General features: G+C 44.3%; 16 protein-coding genes. 15 read left to right on the top strand and 1 reads right to left on the bottom strand.

Annotated features, from left to right (window positions below; genetic code table 11):
* Window positions 1-127 precede the first annotated feature (127 nt).
* The 9 genes from OA34_RS08975 (at window position 128) to OA34_RS09015 (ending at window position 11,262) form a co-directional block, all read left to right on the top strand.
* Window positions 128-724 carry a CDP-alcohol phosphatidyltransferase family protein gene (locus OA34_RS08975; protein ID WP_039674595.1) on the top strand — a complete coding sequence of 199 codons (597 nt, stop codon included), beginning with the start codon at window positions 128-130 and terminating at the stop codon, window positions 722-724.
* Window positions 721-1,653 (top strand): phosphatidate cytidylyltransferase, encoded by a 933-nt coding sequence (locus tag OA34_RS08980; RefSeq protein WP_286682948.1) that lies wholly within the window; start codon window positions 721-723, stop codon window positions 1,651-1,653. The genes OA34_RS08975 and OA34_RS08980 overlap by 4 nt, the downstream gene beginning before the upstream one ends.
* A gap of 9 nt (window positions 1,654-1,662) precedes the next feature.
* Complete coding sequence (locus OA34_RS08985) at window positions 1,663-2,301, top strand: lysophospholipid acyltransferase family protein (protein WP_039674513.1); 639 nt, start codon at window positions 1,663-1,665, stop codon at window positions 2,299-2,301.
* A gap of 22 nt (window positions 2,302-2,323) precedes the next feature.
* Window positions 2,324-4,042, top strand: coding sequence for a bifunctional alpha/beta hydrolase/class I SAM-dependent methyltransferase (locus tag OA34_RS08990; RefSeq protein WP_039674515.1), 1,719 nt, complete (start codon window positions 2,324-2,326; stop codon window positions 4,040-4,042).
* A 2-nt stretch (window positions 4,043-4,044) separates the two neighbouring features.
* Window positions 4,045-5,370, top strand: coding sequence for a dual specificity protein phosphatase family protein (locus OA34_RS08995; RefSeq protein ID WP_039674517.1), 1,326 nt, complete (start codon window positions 4,045-4,047; stop codon window positions 5,368-5,370).
* 109 nt (window positions 5,371-5,479) lie between these two features.
* Complete coding sequence (locus OA34_RS09000; protein WP_039674519.1) at window positions 5,480-5,788, top strand: ArsR/SmtB family transcription factor; 309 nt, start codon at window positions 5,480-5,482, stop codon at window positions 5,786-5,788.
* Window positions 5,789-5,790: 2 nt separating this feature from the next.
* The gene (gene aas / locus OA34_RS09005; RefSeq protein ID WP_039674520.1) at window positions 5,791-7,926 is read left to right on the top strand and encodes a bifunctional acyl-ACP--phospholipid O-acyltransferase/long-chain-fatty-acid--ACP ligase; all 2,136 of its coding nucleotides are present in this window, start codon (window positions 5,791-5,793) and stop codon (window positions 7,924-7,926) included.
* Window positions 7,923-9,185 (top strand): MFS transporter, encoded by a 1,263-nt coding sequence (locus OA34_RS09010; RefSeq protein ID WP_286682949.1) that lies wholly within the window; start codon window positions 7,923-7,925, stop codon window positions 9,183-9,185. Before aas ends, OA34_RS09010 begins: the two co-directional genes overlap by 4 nt.
* A gap of 592 nt (window positions 9,186-9,777) precedes the next feature.
* Window positions 9,778-11,262, top strand: a complete 1,485-nt coding sequence (locus tag OA34_RS09015; protein WP_039674521.1) for an inorganic phosphate transporter — start codon at window positions 9,778-9,780, stop codon at window positions 11,260-11,262.
* Between the two features lie 75 nt (window positions 11,263-11,337).
* Here OA34_RS09015 and OA34_RS09020 read toward each other — a convergent pair whose 3' ends face one another.
* Window positions 11,338-11,619: an HU family DNA-binding protein gene (locus OA34_RS09020; protein WP_039674522.1), complete on the bottom strand. Its 282-nt coding sequence runs from the start codon at window positions 11,617-11,619 to the stop codon at window positions 11,338-11,340.
* A gap of 166 nt (window positions 11,620-11,785) precedes the next feature.
* Here OA34_RS09020 and OA34_RS09025 point away from each other — a divergent pair, with 166 nt between their 5' ends.
* From OA34_RS09025 to OA34_RS13735, 6 genes are all read left to right on the top strand, one after another.
* Window positions 11,786-14,419, top strand: coding sequence for a flagellin N-terminal helical domain-containing protein (locus OA34_RS09025; RefSeq protein WP_039674523.1), 2,634 nt, complete (start codon window positions 11,786-11,788; stop codon window positions 14,417-14,419).
* Between the two features lie 193 nt (window positions 14,420-14,612).
* Window positions 14,613-16,706 (top strand): FtsK/SpoIIIE family DNA translocase, encoded by a 2,094-nt coding sequence (locus OA34_RS09030; protein ID WP_502685204.1) that lies wholly within the window; start codon window positions 14,613-14,615, stop codon window positions 16,704-16,706.
* Window positions 16,707-16,730: 24 nt separating this feature from the next.
* Window positions 16,731-19,289, top strand: a complete 2,559-nt coding sequence (acnB, locus tag OA34_RS09035) for a bifunctional aconitate hydratase 2/2-methylisocitrate dehydratase (protein ID WP_039674525.1) — start codon at window positions 16,731-16,733, stop codon at window positions 19,287-19,289.
* A gap of 58 nt (window positions 19,290-19,347) precedes the next feature.
* Complete coding sequence (locus OA34_RS09040) at window positions 19,348-19,839, top strand: FKBP-type peptidyl-prolyl cis-trans isomerase (protein ID WP_039674527.1); 492 nt, start codon at window positions 19,348-19,350, stop codon at window positions 19,837-19,839.
* A 4-nt stretch (window positions 19,840-19,843) separates the two neighbouring features.
* The gene (locus OA34_RS09045) at window positions 19,844-20,536 is read left to right on the top strand and encodes a response regulator transcription factor (protein WP_039674530.1); all 693 of its coding nucleotides are present in this window, start codon (window positions 19,844-19,846) and stop codon (window positions 20,534-20,536) included.
* Window positions 20,523-22,184, top strand: coding sequence for an ATP-binding protein (locus OA34_RS13735; protein WP_286682950.1), 1,662 nt, complete (start codon window positions 20,523-20,525; stop codon window positions 22,182-22,184). The genes OA34_RS09045 and OA34_RS13735 overlap by 14 nt, the downstream gene beginning before the upstream one ends.
* Window positions 22,185-22,222 lie beyond the last annotated feature (38 nt).

The following is a 22,222-nucleotide window of genomic DNA, read 5'->3' on the forward strand; positions in this document are numbered from 1 at the left end:
AAAATGGTTTATAACCTTGACATGTCAAAAAGAAGATCACAAAAAAGAGAATGGTAGATCAATACTTTGACATGTAAGGATATGGATCTGCTTTTTGATACTAAACCGTAGGAATAGAAAAATGAAAATGCCAACGATTTATGATTTAAAACCTGCTTTTCAAAGCGTGCTTCGCCCTATTGTGCGAATTCTTGCAAACAAGGGTATGACTGCCAATCAAATAACCTTAGCCGCTTTAGGTCTTAGCATTGTTTGGGGTGGGCTGATTGCTCTGACGAAAGGGGCTTTGTGGACCTTATGGATGCTTCCTATAGTTTTGTTTGTTCGGATGGCACTGAATGCGATTGATGGGATGTTAGCCAAAGAGCATGATATGAAAAGCGATCTCGGTGCGATGCTTAATGAAATGGGCGATGTACTCTCTGATACGGCACTTTACTTGCCTTTTGCCATGATAGAAGGTGTTTTACCTTTGTGGGTGACGCTTTTTGTGATTGCCTCTATTTTGACGGAAACGGCAGGTATCTTGGGAGCAGTCATTGGAAAAACGCGTCGTTATGATGGCCCAATGGGCAAGAGTGATAGAGCCTTTGTGATAGGAAGTACGGCGTTGGTGTTGGGACTTGGCGTGACGCCTTATCTTTGGGTCAACGGCGTGTTGATGATCGCTACGATTTTAGCGTCGTGGACCGTGCTTAGACGTTGTCAAAAAGGGTTAGCATGATGGATTCTATAGCGATGCTTTTTAGCGGTAAAAGTGGGATAGTCATCGGTGTTATTCTAGGGTTGCTTTTACTGGCAACGCTCATTGTTCGGGTATTCTTTCGTACTTCAACCGAGCTTAAAGATCGCGTTCAATCGTGGTGGATTATCGTGCTCGCTTTTGTGGTTGGAGCAATGTTGCATACGACTGTGGCGATGTTCTTTTTTGCGTTGATTAGCTATTTGGCATTGAAAGAGTATTTCACGCTGATTCCAACGCGCAGAACGGATAGGCGAATTATCTTTTACGCGTATCTTTCTATCGTTATTCAGTATTGGTTTGCCGGTATTCAGTGGTATGGTATGTTTATCATTTGGATACCCGTGTATCTTTTTTTACTTTTGCCTTTTCGTCAAGTGCTTATAGGCGATACAAAAGGATTTTTGGAGCATACGAGTCGCGTACAATGGGGATTGATGATGTTTGTGTTTGGTCTAAGCCATATCGCTTATATGATGACCTTACCTACACTCAACGGTCATGATGTCGGAGGAAAAGAGCTTGTGCTCTACTTGGTTCTTTTAACGGAGCTGAATGACATTTTGCAGTATCTTTGGGGTAAAACGCTTGGAAAGCATAAAATCATCCCAAAAGTGAGTCCCAATAAAACGGTTGAAGGGTTTTTAGGGGCATTTTTCACACTCAGCTTATTAGGGGTTGCTTTTTCTTTTTTAACGCCTTTTACGTGGTTACAGGCACTTTTTGCGGGTATGCTTATCAGCAGTGCCGGCTTTATCGGTGATGTGGTCATTTCGATGGTCAAACGAGACATCGGCGTCAAAGATTCGGGCAATCTTTTACCGGGGCATGGCGGAATACTTGATCGTATCGATAGTTTAACCTACACCGCACCGCTGTTTTTTCACTATACGTATTATTTGTACTATTAAGGATAGCGTATGTTTAAATGGCTTTTTTTTGGGTTTATCGTTCGTCCACTTGTGTTGTTTATTTTTGGCGTACATGTAAGAGGCAGAGAAAATCTCCCGCTTGATATACCGTGCATCATTGTTGCAAATCATAACAGCCATATCGATACGCTTGTTCTGATGAGTCTTTTTCCGATGCGACGTATTAGAGCTTTACGGCCCGTTGCTGCGGCAGATTATTTTATGAAAAATAGATGGATTAAGTGGTTTTCAACGCATGTTATCGGCATTATAGCTTTGAGTCGCACGGTGGCTAAAACGCATTCCCATCCCCTAGAAGCGGTGCGAAAAGCTTTAGAAGAGGGGCAGAGCGTGATTATATTTCCTGAAGGAAGTCGCGGAGAAGCAGGGCAGATGGAAAAGTTTAAATCCGGCATCGGACATTTGGCGAAAATGGCTCCTTTCGTGCCTATTATTCCCATCTATATCCATGGTGCCGGAAAAGTTTTACCCAAAGGCGAAGCTCTTTTAGTTCCTTTTATTATGGATATTTTTATCGATAAACCACTGTTTATTGAAGACGATACGACACACGCTTTAACGGAGCGTTTGGAGAGTCGTATTAAAGCATTGGAAGATGTGAATCAAAACAATTTAACCCAAGTATAAAAAAGCCTTAAAAGGATAAAGTATGAAGACCGGAACATTTAGAAGTTTTGATAAAGCGGAACTGTTTTACCGAGAGTGGGAACCGACCCAAGAAGCCAACGGCAAAGTTGTTTTACTGCTTCATCGCGGGCATGAACACTCTGAAAGGCTGGATAGTATAGCGCGCTCTTCCATATTTGCGGGCTACAAAATTTTTTCATACGACAATCGCGGGCATGGTTACACCAAAGAAGGTGCAACGTATGAGTTTATGAATCTCGTACGTGATTTGGATGCGTTTGTACGATTTGTGTGTGAAAAAGAGCACATCACGCAAGAAGCTATTTTTGTAGTTGCAAACTCTGTTGCAGGTGTTGTTGCTTCGACGTGGGTGCATGATTTTGCTCCTAAAATTGCGGGGATGGCATTGGTTGCACCTGCTTTTAAAATCAAACTTTACGTTCCTTTGGCAAAACCTGCTTTGGCGTTGATGCTTCATTTTAAAGAGGGTCTTAATATCACGTCTTATGTCAAAGCGAAGTTTCTCACGCACAATGCTGAAGAGCAAAAGCGTTACAACACAGACCCGCTTATCACGCCGAATATTCCGGCAAAGCAGTTGGTAACGCTTCTAGATACCGCGCAAAGAGTCGTAGAGGATGCATCTTTGATAGTGACACCCACACTGGTTCTCTCCGCTACGGCAGATTACGTGGTGGAGAGCTCGGTTCAAAAGATTTTTTACGACAAGCTTTCATCGCCGTTGAAACGCTTTGTGGTTTTAGAAGGATTTTACCATGGGGTTTTGTATGAGCAAAATGCTCAAATAGCCCTTGATGCCATTGGAGCTTTTATGCGTGAAGCGTTTGCCGCACCGAAAGTTTCGTTAAAAGAGCATTTAATTAAGATAACGCAGCTCGAAAAAGACACCATCGCCAAAGGAGAAATACCGTTTTTACAAAATTGCTCTTTTGCCTTTCAGCGGTTTATGTTGCATCGTTTTGGAAGGCTAAGCGAAGGGATGAGCATAGGGCTTCGTTATGGGTTTGATTCGGGTGTGACACTGGATTATATTTATAAAAACACGCCAAACGGTCAAGGGGCATTGGGGAAAATAATTGATAAAAATTATCTCAATAGTATTGGCTGGAAAGGGATACGTCAACGAAAAGTCAATGCCATTGCCACCATTCGTGAAAAAATAGAGCACTTACGTGCGCAAGGCGAAAAAGTACGGATTTTAGATATTGCAGGAGGTCCGGCTCGCTATTTGATCGAGTTGGCACGAGAGTATCCGGATATTGAAGTCTTGGTGCGGGATTATCAAGAGCAAAACATTGAGCAAGGAAGAGCGTTAGCGAAAGAGTTTTCCTTGAAAAATATTCGCTATGAACAAGCAGATGCCTTTGATAAACAAACGTATGAGAACCGTTCTTATCAACCCAATATTGTCATTATCTCCGGCGTGTTTGAGTTATTTGAAGATAATGCACTCATTCAAAACGCTATTGACGGCGTAACTTCCATGATGCCAAAAGGTTCTTTTTTGGTTTACACGGGTCAACCATGGCACCCACAACTTGAACAAATCGCTTATGTTTTAGGTAACCACCAACAAAAGCAGTGGATCATGCGTCGTAGAAGCCAATACGAACTCGATACCCTTTTTGCGCAGAGCGGATTTGAGAAAAATTCCATGAAAATCGATGATTGGGGTATCTTTACCGTTTCGGTTGCCACCTTGACATGTAAAGATGCCTAAGCATGTATGCGTTTGATGCAAAACTAGAGGCTTGCGCAACACTTAAAGAGCGTTTTGTGTGGACGCTCTTTATGGGTGCGCTCTTTTTTATCCTTTACGGCGCAGCCAATCAGTACGCGCATATGACGGCTCCTCATTCCTCTTTTTATGGAGAATGGGAGCGTCAAATCCCCTTTGTTTCATCGTTTATTATTCCTTATATGTCCTCGGACGTGATGTTTTGTATTGCCTTTTTACTCCCGCAAACCAGGCTTGAACTGCGTACTCTCTCTTTGCGGGTTCTGTTTATCGTGGTATCTTCGGTTCTTATTTTTGTATTTTTTCCGTTGCAATGTGCCTTTACGAAGCCTCAAACAGATTCATACCGTTTTTTGTTTAATCTTTTGCTGGCAGATTTACCCTACAACCAACTTCCTTCCTTGCATATTAGCTTTGCCGTTGTATTGTGGGCTTCGATGCGAGAGCATTTCGTTAACCGTTTAGTAAAGTACGGTGTGGCACTTTGGTTTTGGCTCATTGCCGTATCGACGCTTTTTGTTTATCAGCACCATTTTATCGACTTGCCTACGGGGGTTTTAATGGGCTTGTGCGCTATTGGATTGATTCCTTCTCAAAAAAGCAATCCACTCTTAAACCGTTTTATGACGCCGCGAAGTTTAAAAGTAGGGCTTTATTATCTCAGTGGAGCTTTGGTGTTTTTAGTAGGAGCCTTTTATGCGCACTCATTGTTTTTACTTTGGATTTTTGTTTCCTTGCTTTTGGTGAGCCTTGCCTATGCATTTGGTTTTAATGAGCTGATTGCTGGCAAAAACGTACAGGCATCGTGGTGGCAATGGGCTCTTTTTGCGCCTTATTTTATAGGTACCCATCTGTCGTGGCGATGGTACAAACGAACATTGCCCCTTTTTGCACAGGTCCAAGAGCGCGTTTATGTCGGGCGTCATCCCGATACGAAAGAGTACGCGCATTTAAAAGAAGTAGGGGTTCAGCATATCGTCAATTTAGCGTTAGAGCATCAATGCCGTCAAAGTGTTGTCTCGCAAACGAGGTTTGCTTTTTTGGATTTGACCATTCCCTCGACCGAGGTGCTTCATGAAGTTGTTTTACTCATTGAAAAGTACAAAGAAGAGGGGGTTTACGTGCATTGTGCCTTAGGACTTTCGCGTAGTATTCTAGCAATTGGTGCATGGCTTATGTATCAAGGTTATTCATTAGAGCAGATACACGAACGTTTACGCCAAATCCGACCGGCATATGTCGCTTCAAAATATATGCACGTGAGTCTAAGCCTTTATGCAACGTACTTGGAAGAGCAGAAGAGGGGTTGAGTTTGCTTTATTTGCTTTACATGTAAAGCCCAATCCCAAAGTTTTCTAAGAAATTCTTAAGACAAAAAAGATTATTATGTCGATAAACTTAAACATTTAGGAATATAAGATGCAAACACAGTACGCCAAAGATTTACCGCTTGAATGGAAACCGATGTCTGCCATTTTTATGGCTTTGGGCGACGCACACCGTCAAAAAATTCTTTTGCTCTTTGAAGATGGGGAACGTCTTAATGCAGGGCAAATCGCTGAAGTGTCACCTTTGGCGCGTACTACCGTTTCGCATCACCTCAAAATCCTTCACCAAGCCGAAGTGCTTTTAAGTGAGAAGATCGGCAAAGAGGTTTGGTTTTGGGTCAATAAACCGCTTTTAGAAGCGACGTTTAACAACGTTTTAGATTATCTACACGGGAAATAAATATGATCAAAACAATTTTACGTATAATTTTACGTATTTTATTTAAAATACGTGTTCATGGGCATTTTACAGCCAATAAACATGAGCCGATGCTCATCATCGCCAACCACCAATCGTTTTTAGATGGGTTGATTTTGGGCGCGATGTTGCCCGTTTCGCCGGTATTTATCATCAACACGCAAATCGCCAACAACCCTTTTATACGATTTTTTCTTATGCTCGTCGATCATCTTACCGTCGATCCGTCCAATCCGATGGCGATTAAGGCGATTATTCGCTTAGTGGAGAGCGGACGTCCTGTGGTCATTTTTCCCGAAGGGCGCATTACGACGACAGGCAGTTTGATGAAGATTTACGAAGGTAGTGCCTTTGTTGCGGTCAAAACCAATGCAACCGTTGTTCCGATCATCATTCAAGGGGCGACGTTTAGTAAGCTTTCGCGCATGCCAAAGACATACCCGCACAGACTATTTCCGCAGATTTCGCTTCGTTATTGTACGCCGACCAAACTCGTTGTTTCGCATGAGGGAACATCGCATGAAAGACGTCTGCTCTCCGGTGAAGCAATGCGACGTTTGATGCAAGAGTGCTCGTTTGACGCACGTCCTGCCAATGATCTTTTCGGCACTTTTTTGGATGCCATTGAAACGTACGGCAAAAACAAAGCCATCGTCGAAGACATCAAGCAGGTCGAATACACTTATGCACAGCTTCTTAAAATGGCGCTAGGTTTGGGACGACTCCTAAGTCCTATCACTCAAAAAGACGAAGCGGTGGGCGTTTTGATGCCAACAGCGGTTGCTTCACTCGCACTGGTTTTAGGACTCTCAGGTATGAAACGAGTACCTGCCATGCTCAATTTCACAGCAGGCGTGGACGGTTTGCAAAGTGCGTGTGACGCGGCAAAAATCAAAACGATTGTCACCTCGCAAGCCTTTGTGGAGCAAGCGAAACTCGCTCCGAAATTAGAAGCCTTAAAAGGTGTGCGCATTGCCTACCTTGAAGAGCTCAAAGCAACTATGCGCTTGATTGACAAACTGTGGTTGATGCTTTATGCGATTCGCTTTCCACGCCTTGTCACAAGCTCTCAAGATGAAAAAGAGACAGCAGTGATTTTATTTACCTCTGGAAGTGAAGGCAAACCCAAAGGCGTGGTGCTCTCGCATGAAGCGTTGCTTGCCAATATCGCTCAAATCAGCTCTATCGTTGATTTTTCAACCGAAGATAAAATGCTCAATGCCCTGCCGATTTTCCACTCCTTTGGTCTGACAGCAGGCTCACTGCTTCCGATCTTTCGAGGCATGCATCTTTTTATGTACCCTTCACCACTGCATTACCGTGTCATTCCAGAGATCGCGTATGATCGCTCTTGCACGATTTTGCTAGGGACAAGCACGTTTTTGCATAACTACGCACGTCATGCGCATCCGTACGACTTTTACCGTGTACGCTACGTCATCGCTGGGGCTGAAAAGCTCGCTGAAAACGTGCGTGAGCTTTGGTTTGAGAAGTTTGGTTTGCGCATCTTTGAAGGGTACGGTGCCACTGAAACGGCTCCTGTGATCGCGGTCAATACGCCGATGGCGTACAAAAAAGGAACAGTCGGGCAGATCTTACCGGGCATCGAGCATAAACTGATTCCCGTTCCAGGCATCGAGGAGGGCGGCATCTTACATGTAAAAGGTGCAAATGTGATGAGTGGCTATTTACGCGCTGAAAATCCGGGCGTTTTGGAAAAGCCGACGTCCGAAGCAGGCGAGGGGTGGTACAACACAGGCGACATCGTGAGCATCGACGAATCTGGGTTTGTGCAGATCAAAGGGCGTGTTAAACGCTTTGCCAAGATTGCCGGAGAGATGATCTCCCTAGAATCGGTCGAAAAACTAGCGACATTAACATCGAATGGCTTTTTGCATGCCAGCTCATCCATCCCCGATGTCGCTAGAGGCGAAGCGATCGTACTCTTTACGACCGATAAAAACCTAAGTCGTGAAGCGTTGCAAAAAAGCGCTCAAAGCAACGGTTTCCCTGAAATTGCCGTGCCTCGTAAAATCGTCCATGTGGAAGCATTGCCGCTTTTGGGAACAGGGAAGACCGATTATGTCACCTTAAAATCCATGGCAAGCGAGATCGCATGAGTGCTTTTTACCTTTTGAAAACCAAACGGTTCGCGCCGTTGTTTACGGTACAGTTTTTAGGTGCGTTTAACGACAATATCTTCAAAAATACCCTCGCTATTTTGGTGACGTTTCACGCAGCTTCTTGGACGAGTTTGCCCTTAGGCATTTTAGCGCCGCTTATCGGGGCAATTTTCATTCTGCCTTTTTTCATCTTTTCAGGACTGGCTGGAGCACTGGCGGACAAATACGACAAAGCTACTTTAACACGCCTTGTCAAGCTTTTGGAATTGGGGTTGATGAGCATTGCCACCCTTGGTTTTTACATGCACTGGTTTAGTCTGCTGCTGGTCGTGGTTTTTGGCATGGGCTTACACTCAACGCTTTTTGGACCCATCAAATACGCCATCATCCCCCAACATATGGGCGAAAATGAACTGGTGATGGCAAACGCGTTGGTCGAGTCTGGAACGTTTGGCGCCATTTTGCTTGGAACGCTTGGCGGTGGACTGATCGCCGCTTCCACATATGGCGGCATTATCGCCGGTGTGATGGGTATGGCAATCGCGCTGATCGGCTACGTGTGCAGTCGCTACATTCCCACAGCACCTTCACTGAATGCGCAGATGAATCTTTCGTACAACATCTTCTCTCAAACGGCGCAAACGCTGAAACTGGCGTATGCCAATAAGACCGTGTTTCTCGCCATCATCGCCATTTCATGGTTTTGGCTTTACGGCGCACTGTTGCTTTCGCAATTTCCCGCGTTCGTCAAAATCGTTTTAGAGGGCGACGAGACCACCGTAACACTCTTGCTTAGTCTTTTTACCGTCGGTATCGGTGTGGGCTCTTTCTTATGTGAAAAACTCAGTCACCATACCATTCGCCCTTCCTTGATTATACTGGGTGCTTTGGGAATGACTTTTTTTGGAATCGACTTTGCGCTCACCTCTTCAAGCTTTGTGCCTGTAGAAGTCCTTTTTTCAAGCAGCACCTTTTGGCATATCTTGATCGATCTAACGCTCATCGCTCTTTTTGGCGGACTCTTTAGTGTCCCTCTTTACGCTATCATGCAAAGCCAAAGCGATCCCGCGTTTCGCTCACGCATCATCGCCGCCAATAACATCTTAAATGCGCTTTTTATGGTACTTGGCGCGGTACTTACGATGGTTTTGCTCGATGCTTCATGGCAAATCCCCGAAGTCTTTTTGAGCGCAGCCATTGGCACAGGGCTCATCGCAACATGGATCGCTTGGGTATTGTATAAACAACTTGATTAGGCTTTACATGTAAAGAATATGAACAATTTTTACAGGTTTAGGTTCCATTAATGAATGGTTCATCTCTTGTTTAAGCTAAGCGTCTATACTTTTACATGTAAGACACATACCTCCTTTTTGTGTAGAACCTACCAATTTTTAAGACCAACGCTCGGATTGCCCGATTCGAGCGTTTTTTCTTTTCTCCAACACTTTTTTTATTTTATACATAAACATTTTACAACTTCAAAATCTTTACATGTAAGAGTATTAGGAAGGGAATAGGGCACGCATCCTTTTACATGTAAATTTATATTTCAATAGATGCATTTACTTTAGAAGCTCAAAAGCGGATTTTATTCACACGATCAGAAATTTTTTAGACCCCAAGCATACGCTATTTATCCATGCAAACATTTTACGATAAATCTTACGTCAGCACGTAAAGCGATTGAATGATCGACCCTCTTTTCTACGTCTTTCGTGTCACACAAACGAGCACGTGTAAAACAACGACAATGTCTTTGCAAGGAAAATAAAAGAAGCGTTTTAAAGCAAAATCAGGGGATTGGTTTGGTAAAGTAATCGAATTGAAATATTTATAGGATACGAGATGTCTGTACTTTGGGATGCGTTGAACGGTGTCGGTGCGATTACGATCGCTTTATTGATTCTATCGCTTGGAATTGCGCTTTTTTACGAGATGATTAACGGTTTTCACGATACCGCGAATGCCGTAGCCATGATTATTTATACCCATTCGATGAAAGCAAAATACTCCGTCGTGATGTCGGGAATGATGAATTTTCTAGGCGTTATCACGGGTGGTATCGGCGTTGCGTATTCGATCGTGCATCTCTTGCCCGTCGATATTATGGTAACGTCCAATCCCAATGCTTCACTGGCAATGGTCTATTCGCTCTTAATTGCGGCGGTCATTTGGAATTTCGGTACATGGTACTTCGCACTTCCCGTTTCCAGTTCACATTCACTGATCGGTGCCATTATCGGCGTGAGTGCCACGTTTGGCATTATGAACGGCTTTGATATTTCGCATAGCGTCAACTGGAAAGTCGTTTATACCGTTTTAACCGGCTTAGCGGTTTCACCCTTTTTAGGTTTCGGATTTGCCTATCTTTTAATGCGTCTGTCTCGAAAATACATTAATAACCCACGCCTTTTTAGAACTCCCGAACAAGAAGAAAAACGTAAACATCCAAGCTTTTGGGCTCGAACGGGTATCGTTGCCACGGGGGCAGGTGTAAGTTTTGCGCACGGCTCGAACGACGGGCAAAAAGGCATCGGTCTTATTATGATCATTTTAATCGGTATTTTACCGCAATATTATGCCCTCAATATGGACTCGCATCACTACAAAATCATTCAAACCCGAGACGCCGCTAATAACCTTGCGCGCTTCTACCAAGACAATCAAGACTCCCTTGCACAACTCGTCAGCGAAAAAAGGCTTATCAGTGCGTTAAAAACCAAAAACACCATTGCCGAATGCAACGTCAATCAAGTCGGCGAGACCGTCTCTTTAGTCGCGTCTAAGCTTGATCATTTGCATTCGTATTCCGAACTTTCGATCGAAGATCGATGGAGCGTTCGTACGGCTATTTTATGCTCCGATAACTTTTTTGCGCAAGCAGAGAAGATCTATCTGCTCAGTGATAAAGATAAGTCCGATTATATCGCAGCCCAACGCAAACACATCGTCTCGGCTATCGAATACGCTCCTTATTGGGTCATTATCGCCGTAGCGTTAGCAATTGGCATCGGTACGATGATCGGCTATCAACGTATCGTTTTAACCATCGGCGAAAAAATCGGTTCAAAACCGATCAATTATATGCAAGGAACGGTGTCCCAAGCTACGGCGATGTTGACGATTTTACTTGCAAACTTCGCACATGCACCCGTTAGCACGACACACATTTTATCAAGTGCCGTGACCGGCTCGATGGTAGCAGAACCCGACGGCGGCGTTCAGAAAAATACGATTAAAGTGATTGTGCTTTCGTGGGTTTTTACTTTACCCGTAACGGCGTTACTCGGATCGGTCATTTATATGGGATTAAACTTTTTGATGAAGTGATAAATTTTGAAGTAATTTGAAGTAAGGAGAAATCGTACGATACAAGATCGTACGATTTTGATCGAATATAAAGTATTATTTTGCGGAAGCGACGGAGTCTTTCAATTTTTTACCGACTTTAAATTTAACGGCGGTTGTTTTAGCAACATCGACGACTCTGTTTGTACCGGGAACTCTTGCTTTTCTAGCAGCTCTTGTCGCCGTACTAAACGTACCGAATCCGATAAAGCTAACTTCTTTACCGGCGACAAGCGCTTCGCTAATCGCTTCTAATGCTGCATCAACAGCTTTTTGACTATCTTTCTTTGAAAGACCCGCTTTCTCAGAGACCGCTTGGATAAATTCCGCTTTTTTCATTGCCCATTCCTTAAAATAAAGTGTTTGTGCGAGGATTGTACAATTTTTTTTAAAAAAAGACAATAATTTTTCTTAAAAAGTTAAAGAATATACCCAAAGAGACGATATTTTGCTCAAGGAATTAAATTTGCTTACACTAAGAAAGATCATTTATTAAGGATAATTTATGAGGATAACGAATTCTTTATTACACTCCACGTCGTTGCGTAATTATCGCACCAATAGTGAGAGCCTTTATAATATTAACCAACAAATCGCCTCTAAATTGAAAATTCAAAACAGCTACGAAGATACCGGTATTTATATCGATGCGATGCGTTTGAATACAGAAATCGACACGTTAACGCAATCAAGTGCTATTTCGTCAAAAGCCGCAACTTTTGCTAACAATACGGATACGACGCTGACGTCGTTTTCCAGTACATTGGATCAGTTTAAGGCAAAATTGGTTCAAGCTTCCACGAGTACGAATTCAACGACCAGTCTCGAAGCATTGGCAAACGATCTAACCGGAATTAAACAACAACTTTTAAGTCTTGCCAACACCTCTATTAACGGTCAATTCTTGTTTTCAGGTTCCTCTTTGAACCAAAAACCTATCGATGCGTACGGCAACTACCAAGGTAACGATGAAAATTTAAAAGCATTAATCGGTTCGGGCGTCGAATTGGATTATAATATTAACGGACAATCGCTTTTCTTAGGAAAAGACAGCGATTACAGCAAAATCGTATCAAGTAACGTAGCATTGCTCAACCAATCCAAATTGCATCCGGACGTGATGACGCAAAACAGTCAAAACGAAACGGCAAGCGAAGTGTACATTACGCAAGAGGACACGATACGCGATCTTGTAGGCGATACGAATAATAATGCTTCCGATGACGGAAAAGCCGTTTTTTATCTCTCCGGTCGTAAAAGTAACGGTACCACTTTTTCAAACACCATTAAAATGGATACGGGTTCTAAAGTATCGAATCTTCTTGATAGCATCGGCGAAGCATACGGAAATACGGCAACCAATAAAGTCGTCAGCGTGAGTCTTAACGCACACGGGCAAATTGAAGTAAAAGATTTAATGACCGGTCATCAAACGCTCGAAATGAATATGTTCGGGGCAATCGATCGAAACGCAACCGCCGGACAAACGGGTGATGCCGAGCAAATTATGAATATCGATAATTTAACCTTGCATCCGAACGTCGACATTATCGCTTTTAACAAAAGCAACTACGCAACGTCGCTTTCTTCTCCCGATCTAACGATGCGATCAAGTGTACTTAGCGGCGGCAATTTCGGTATCAGCTTCCCGCAAAGCGGTGTCGATACCTCTACGATCAGCACGACGACGGCATTAAAAGATATTTTCCCTGCCGATGTCGATCATCTCGATTTCGGAGCAACCTCCTTTTCAATTGCCGGTAAAACGGTACAAGACTTAATGAGTGCCATCGATACGGAATATTACGGAGGCGTACCTACGGCAACGCTCGGTTCGGGAATGATAAAAGTACCGACAAACGTCGTTTCGATTGTTCCTAAAAACGCGTCCAACGGATTGGCTCACGGAAATGCGCTTCCCGATGCAATGAATTATGCACGCAGAGGCTTTGAAAAAGACGGTAACCTTCTTTCGGGTAACGTTTCTCAAGTCGTTAAATCAACCAATAACTTTGCAACCGCTTCAACCAAACTCGTAGACGTTGCAGGTGTCGATAGCTTAAACGGTAAACAACTGGTCTTGAATTTTACGGACAAAAACGGTATCAGCCGTACGGGAACACTCAATTTAGACTCGTCTGATACGACATTTTCGATTGACTTAGACGGCGACGGGATCATCAATAGCAGCGAACCAAACGAAATTATCTCCATTTATAACGGTAAAGGAGATTTGAGCAATACAAAAACCAAAGCCGATGACATGACGTATCAACAACTTTTGGATATTGTAAGTATGGTTACATCGGGCAATATTCCTAAACAAGGCGTAACGAGCGATGCGCAAACGGCCATTAACAATGCCATTGCGTTCGGCGTAGCCGGTGATACGACCAACCGCGATGCACAAGCCGCAATTGCCAAAAGCGGTGTTTCGCTTGAAACACAAGCGTATATTCAAAAAGCGATCGATGCCGGAATCGTTAAAGCCGATCCTACTTCTTCAGCCGCTCAAATCGCTCAAGCGACAATTGATTACGATAATGCTATCGCTAATGCTAATACCGCCGAATATAATTATGCTTTATCAACGGCTAAAAACAGCGTTGAGGCGACTTTGGATTACAAAGGAAGAATAAATATCGTCGATAAAAAATCTTCTGAGACCAAAATTGCATTATCCATGTACGATAAAAGCGCGACGGATTTTACGGGCATCGGAAGTACGGCACTCTCTTTTATGGCAAACGATTCTGTAACCGTAGAGAGCCCAAGCGTAGATATTTTTAAACAATTAGATGAAATGATTGAAGCCGTAAGATCCGGCAATCTTTATATGGATGCTTCTTCGGACGATCCTCGCGCGATGGGAATTCAAAATGCATTGCTTCAAATAGATCATATCGCAGATCACGTCAACAAAGCACACACGAAAATCGGTGCGCTCGGGAATGCACTGACCGATGCCAATGCCCGTAGCGAAATGTTGACGGTCAATGTCAAAACGGTTCAAAATAGCGTGATTAGCGTCGATACGGCAGAAGCCTATTTGGAATATCAGGCGATTTATACCTCCTACCAAGCTATGTTATCGACACTTTCGCAAATTAATAAGCTGTCTCTTTTAGATTACATGTAATAATTTGTTATAATAAACGTCTTGTAATATCATGCTTACAAGACGTTAGAGCACCGATACTTAAGAGTGCTTAAATTCTACGAGAGACGCTTACGAGCCTAGAAAGCTTGAATCGCTTGAGGGGATTACGATTACATGTAAAGGATATACTATCTTAAAAGAGACTTTTTTTATTATTTTTATTGCGATTGTTTTGTATTTGGGCGTTGCCACCGTTTTACCGGACGCTTCCGTCGTCGGAAGGTTCGGTGCTTATTTGGGGCACGGAAATCAACATTTTTTCGGCTATCTAGCGTTTATCTACCCTTTTATGCTCATTTTACCGGCATTTACGCTTTACAAAGAAGGAAAAGTAACGGAACGAAGCGTCGGTATTTTTGTCGCCTCCGCCATTCTTTTTTTCGCTTTTTTAATGGCTCAGTCGATTATCGTTCATAATGAATACAACGGTTTATTCGGTCGTTCTATCGTTGATTTATTGATCGGATTTATCGGCATTATGGGCGTTTGGATTTTTATCTTAGCCGTTTTTATGCTCTCCATGACACTTTTAGTCGAATCCAGTATTAGCGATTTTTTCGCCTTGATTAAACCTACGTTTACGAAAACAAGCGTTAAAGAGTATAAAGCAGAACCCGCCGAAGAGCCCAAACGCGAAGAGAAAAAAGTCAAATCCGTGCGAAAACAAGAGACGTTAATACCCGCCGATGAGGAGACGGAAGAAAATCCTACCATTCTTCAACCGCTTTTCCCCGAAGAGAGCGAACCGAAAAAAAGTTTGGTTAAGCTCAAAAGTTCCAACGCAAAAGTCGAGATTTTGAGCGAAGTCGAAGAAAACAAAAAATTGCTTTCGCAAATCGATCAAGGCGAAGTCGATAAACCCAAAGATTTTAAGCTGCCGCCGCTTTCGTTTTTAGCCAATCCTCCGACCAAAGCGGTTCATGTCAATGAAAACGAAATTGATCAAAAAATCCAAGACTTACTCGAAAAACTCAGACGCTTCAAAATTGAAGGCGATGTCGTTCGTACCTATTCGGGTCCTGTAGTAACGACATTTGAATTCAAACCCGCACCGCATGTCAAGGTTTCGCGTATTTTAACGCTTCAAGACGACCTTGCGATGGCACTTCGCGCTAAAACGATTCGTATTCAAGCACCCGTTCCCGGTAAAGACGTCGTGGGTATCGAAGTTCCGAACCAGAAAATCGAAACAATTTACCTCAAAGAGATTTTAGAGAGCGATATCTTCAAAAAATCGGCTTCGCCTTTAACGATTGCCTTAGGAAAAGACATCGTCGGCAATGCTTTTGTAACCGATCTTAAAAAATTGCCGCATCTTTTGATCGCCGGAACGACCGGAAGCGGTAAGAGTGTGGGGATTAATGCGATGCTATTATCGCTTTTATACCGCAATTCGCCCGATACGTTGCGCTTTTTGATGATCGACCCTAAGATGCTCGAATTTTCGATTTACAACGACATTCCGCATTTGTTAACGCCGGTCATTACCAAACCGAAACAAGCCATCGTTGCTCTTGCCAATATGGTCTCCGAAATGGAGCGACGCTATCAGATTATGAGCCGTTCCAAAACGAAAAACATCGAAAACTACAACGAAAAAGCCAAAAGTTTAGGGCTAGAGCCGATGCCTTATATTGTCATTATTATCGACGAGCTGGCAGACTTGATGATGACGAGCGGTAAAGACGTCGAATTTTACATCGCGCGTTTGGCGCAAATGGCACGAGCCAGCGGTATTCACATCGTCGTGGCGACGCAACGCCCGTCAGTGGACGTCGTAACGGGTCTTATTAAAGCAAACTTACCTTCGCGTATTAGTTTTAAAGTCGGGCAAAAAATCGACTCAAAAGTCATTTTAGACGCTATGGGAGCCGATTCGCTTCTTGGAAACGGTGACATGCTTTTCACCCCTCCGGGCACATCCGGACTCATTCGTTTGCATGCACCCTATACCACCGAAGATGAAATCGACAAAGTGGTCGAATACCTCAAAAAACAGCGTCCCGTCGTCTATGACGAAAGCTTTTTAAAAGAGAGCGAAGAGGGTTTTTCTTCTGCTTCCGGATCCAAAGATAACGGGGAACTCGACGAACTTTTTGAAGATGCCAAAGCCATTGTCCTTAATGAAAGAAAGAGCTCGATTTCTTATATTCAAAGACGATTAAATATTGGCTATAATAGAGCCGCAACGATCGTCGAGCAACTGGAGGCGATGGGAATTCTATCGGCTCAAAATGCCAAAGGTCAGCGCGAAATTATCGTTTAATCAACTTTAAAGGAGTCAATCACAATGGATTTTTTTGAAAGCTATCAAGCTGAAGTGAATGAAAGAGCAAAATTAGGTGTTCCTCCTTTACCGCTTGACGCAAAAAAAACGGCTCAAGTCGTAGAATTACTCAAAAAAGAAGAGGGCGATCAAGCGTTTCTTCGCTCATTATTGGCCGATCGCGTTCCGCCCGGCGTTGACGAAGCCGCTTACGTTAAGGCAGCATTTTTAAACGACGTTGCTCAAAAAAAAGTGACATGTAAGGCCATTTCCGCCGTTTATGCGGTTGAATTATTAGGCACGATGCTCGGAGGCTACAACGTTCAGCCGCTTGTCGATGCACTGAGCTCTTCGGACAAAGAGGTCGCGCAAGCCGCCTGTAACGCTCTTAAAAACACGATTCTCGTCTACGGCTCTTTTAACGACATTGAAACACTCTCCAAAACCAATACGTATGCCAAAGAAGTGATGCTTTCATGGGCAAATGCGCAGTGGTTTACGTCAAAACCCGCTCTTCCCGAAAAAATGACCGTTGCGGTATTAAAAGTCGCGGGAGAAACCAATACGGACGATTTAAGTCCCGCAAGCGAAGCGTTTACGAGAAGCGATATTCCTTTGCATGCCAATGCGATGCTCCTCAAACGACTTCCGGGCGCACTTGAAAAAATCACCGAATTAAAAGCCAAAGGCTATGAGGTCGCTTACGTGGGTGACGTCGTCGGAACGGGAAGTAGCCGAAAGTCCGGTATCAACTCTATTCAATGGTGGATGGGCAAAGAAATTGCGGGCGTTCCCAATAAAAAAACAAGCGGCCTTATTTTAGGCTCAACCATTGCCCCTATTTTTTTTAACACCGCCGAAGACAGCGGTGCGCTTCCGATCGAAGTCAACGTCGACGCATTTGAAACCGGCGATATTATCGATGTCTATCCGCTTTTAGGCAAGGTCGAAAAAGCAGGGAAAACGGTCGGTACGTTTAAACTCTCCCCCAATACCTTAGCCGACGAATACCGAGCCGGCGGTCGAATTCCGCTCATTATCGGTCGAGGACTGACCGCAAAAGCCAGAGCAAGTCTTGGCATGGGTGCCGAGACTATTTTCGCTAAACCCGAGCAACCTGAAGAACTTCAAGGCGTAGGGTACACGTTGGCACAAAAAATGGTCGGACGCGCCTGCGGCGTCAAAGGCGTACGTGCCGGAATGTACGTTGAACCGCAAACGTTAACCGTTGGTTCCCAAGATACCACCGGACCGATGACGAGGGACGAGATTAAAGAGCTTGCCGCGCTTGGTTTTAGTGCCGATTTGGTGATGCAAAGCTTCTGTCATACCGCCGCTTACCCCAAACCCAGCGACGTCAAACTTCACCACACGCTTCCCGATTTCATCACTTCCCGTAGCGGCGTGAGCCTTCGTGCGGGGGACGGCGTTATCCACTCGTGGCTAAATCGTATGGTTCTCCCCGATACCGTCGGAACGGGCGGCGACAGTCATACGCGTTTTCCTATCGGCATTTCGTTTCCGGCAGGCTCGGGTCTTGTAGCCTTTGCCGCGGTTACCGGTAGCATGCCTCTTAATATGCCAGAATCGGTGTTAGTACGCTTTAAAGGAAAGATGCAACCGGGCGTTACGCTACGCGATCTTGTCAATGCCATTCCCTATTACGCGATTAAAAAAGGGTTACTCACGGTTCCGAAGAAAAACAAAAAGAACGTTTTTGCGGGACGTATTTTAGAGATTGAAGGGTTACCCAAACTCAAAGTCGAACAAGCCTTTGAGCTCAGCGACGCTTCGGCGGAGAGAAGTGCGGCGGCATGTACGGTGGCTTTAGACGAAGAAAGCGTCGTCGAATACCTCCAATCCAACATTACGCTTTTAGAAGCCATGATCAAAGCCGGTTACCAAGACGCCAAAACGCTTCAACGTCGTGCCGATAAAATGAAAGCATGGATCAAAGAGCCAAAACTACTCAAAGCCGATGCCGACGCACACTACGCCGAAGTCATCGAAATCGACCTTAACGAGATCAAAGAACCGATTTTGGCATGTCCGAACGATCCGGACGATGTGGCGACTTTGAGCGAGATTTTAGCCGACGACAATCGCCCTAAAAAAATCGACGAAGTCTTCGTCGGAAGCTGTATGACCAATATCGGTCACTACCGAGCACTCGGCGAAGTCTTGCAAGGCGAGGGCAAAGTACCGACGACCTTGTGGATCGCGCCTCCGACGAAAATGGATAAAAACCAACTCACGGAAGAGGGTTACTACGCGCTTTTCGGAACGGCGGGCGCGCGTATCGAAATTCCGGGATGTTCGCTTTGTATGGGCAACCAAGCCAACGTACGCGAGGGTGCCGTCGTTTTTTCGACCTCGACTCGAAACTTCGACAACCGTATGGGTCCTAACTCGAAAGTCTACTTAGGAAGCGCTGAACTCGCCGCTTTATGCGCGCTTTTAGGGCGACTCCCTAGCGTCGAAGAGTACATGAGCTTAGTGCCTAAAAAATTAGCGGGAAAAACCGAAAAGGTTTATAAATACCTCAATTTTAATCTCATCGAAGATTTCGCTTTAGGTCACTAAAAAAACGCCAAGCCGTCTTTAAAAAGGCGGCTCATTTTTCTTACATGTAAGGATTGATTTGACTGTTCATAAAAATTGCGTCGTGACGCTTGATTATACTTTATTTAATACCCAACACGAACTTCTCGATAGCGGAGCGACTCCTTTGGTGTATCTGCACGGCGGATACGACGAAGTTTTCGTAAAAATCGAGCAGGCGTTAGAGGGAAAACGCATCGGAGAGAGCGTGCATATGCAACTGCTTCCCGAAGAGGCGTTTGGAGAGTATAAAGGCGAATTGGTTTTAGTAGAAGATCGTTCACAATTTGAAGACGATTTACAAATCGGAGAGCAAGTTGAAATGGTTTTCAGCGAGGACGACGACGAAGAGATTATGATGGTCTATACGGTCAGCGAGATTCGAGACGATCAGGTCGTCTTAGATGCCAATCATCCGCTATCAGGCGTAACGGTCGTCTTTGACGCCACCGTTATCGGTATTCGCGAAGCCTTACCCGAAGAGATCGAGAAGCGCTTCCATTCGATCGACGTCGAACGCTCCGTTTTATAAAACCATGTACGATACGCTCGGCTTATTCGAACATTTAACAATCCTTTACGCCGAAGACGAAGAGAGCTTACGCCATAGCGTCGCACAAACTTTGGAACTTTTCTTCAAGCGCGTGATTCAAGCGTCCAACGGCGAAGAAGCCGAAGAGCTTTTTTACGAACACCGTCCCGACGTACTGCTTTTGGATATTTGTATGCCTAAATGCAACGGATTGGAACTGCTAAGGAGGATTCGCGAATCCCATAAACGTGTTCCCGTGATTATTATGAGCGCGTATGCCGAACAACGCTATTTTTTAGAAGCGATCGAACTTAATATTTGCACATACCTTCTCAAACCCTTTTCCAAAGAGAGCTTTTTAAACGCACTTAAAACATGCGCGCATTGGATGTACGAATGGGGAGAGGGTAACGTCATTAAAGTCAACGAAAGCGTCTTTTACAATCCCGAATCGTGTACGCTTTACGTCAACGAAACGCCTAGCGTACTGACGAAAAAAGAGCGTCTTTTATTTGAATACCTTTTGCGCCAAAAAAATCGCGTTCTCTCTTATGACATGTTGGAAGAGGCGGTTTGGGCGGGTGACGGCGGTAATAAAGAGGCTTTAAAAGCACTGGTAAAAGAACTGCGTAAAAAACTTCCGAACGATTTGATCGAAAATATTTTCGGTATCGGATACAAACTTGCCGTACGCTAAAAAACGCCTCTCGCCTTCTACGAAAACCAAAACGATGATCTTCGTATTATTGCTTTTTGCGGCAATGGCGATGATTTTCGGATGGATGCGATACCTCGACGTCAAAGAGTCGATCGAAAAATCACGCAAAGATTATGCGTTACAGATTCATAGTCTCTACCAAACGACGCTAGAGCGCACCGCAACGTTTTACCTCAATCGCGCCTATGCCAATCTCGACTCTTACGGCATTAAAGACGCGTTGGTGCATAAAAACGTCGAACAGCTCACGGGGCTTTCAAGTTTTCGATGGAAAGTCTTAAAACAGGAAAATCCGTTTTTGCTCGGTATCCGTTTTTACGATGAAAACCGTCATCTTATCGCACACCTCGGAAAAGACCCTAAGCAAAGTGAAATCGACGAAAAAAGAGCCGTTCCAAACGAACCTCAATTTGGATTTTTTTTCTCCAAACATTATGCGGCGTATCATATTATCGTGCCGGTTTACGTCGACAAAGCTTTAGTCGGAATGTTGGAATTTGCGATTGCGCCGGAGTATTTTTTAAACGAAGTCGAGGAGTTTTCGGGTCTTAAGGGCTATATTTTGTTTAAAGGCGAAACGTTTGAGCCCAAAGAGAACGATTTGCGCTCTATCAGCCTCCAAGACGGGGCGATTTCACAAAATCGTACCCGCACGTACATCACGCACGTCATTCAACTCGAAGGGCTCATCGGCGATCATCTGGCGCAACTTCTCTTCTTTCAAGATATTAGCGATCAGCAACAAAAGCTTTTAGATGCCGTCTATGAAGCGTTTTTCCTTACGCTTGCGATGATCGGCGTATTGCTTGTTATTTTAAACTATGGATTTGACGTTTTAATCAAACGGCTTGAAGAGAGCGAAGCGGGCTTGCGCCACCTCAATCACACGCTTGAAGATCGCGTTAACCAAGAGATCGAACAACGTTTGCATCACGAACAACTGTTAATGCACCAAAGCCGTTTGGCGAGTATGGGAGAGATGATCGGCAATATTGCCCATCAGTGGCGCCAACCTTTAAGCGAGCTGGGGGCAACACTGATGAACCTTCAACTTTTATGGGAGAGAAATAAACTAAGCCGCGATATTTTCGAAGAGCGTATCGCGCGTTCGGAGAAGCTTATCGCTTACATGTCAAAAACCATTGACGATTTTCGCAATTTTTTTATGAGCGACAACCAAAAAAAAGATTACGTCATCAACGACACGATTCAAAAGGCTATCGATCTGATCGATTCGGCACTCAAAAACCACCATATCCGCTTGACTTTCGAAGCCCAAGAGCGCCTAGAGATCAAAGGATGTCCAAGTCAATTTGCACAGGTCGTTTTAAATATTATCGGTAACGCCAAAGACATTTTACTCGAACGTGCGATCGACGATCCGCATATTAGCATTACGCTTCAACGCATCGACGGTCACATTTGTATTCACATCGTCGATAACGGCGGCGGAATCGAAATGGAACCGATTGAGCGCATTTTCGAGCCTTACGTCAGTACCAAACATGCCAAAAGCGGTACGGGCATCGGTCTTTACATGAGTAAAACCATTATCGAACAACACGCTCAAGGAAGCCTCAAAGCCTTCAATACCGATCAGGGAGCCTGCTTCGAAATCATTCTCTAATCCCTCACTTTTCGTTTCTCCCTAGTTTCTCTCGACTG

The organism is Sulfurospirillum sp. MES, from assembly GCF_000789415.1.
Lineage (GTDB): Bacteria > Campylobacterota > Campylobacteria > Campylobacterales > Sulfurospirillaceae > Sulfurospirillum > Sulfurospirillum cavolei.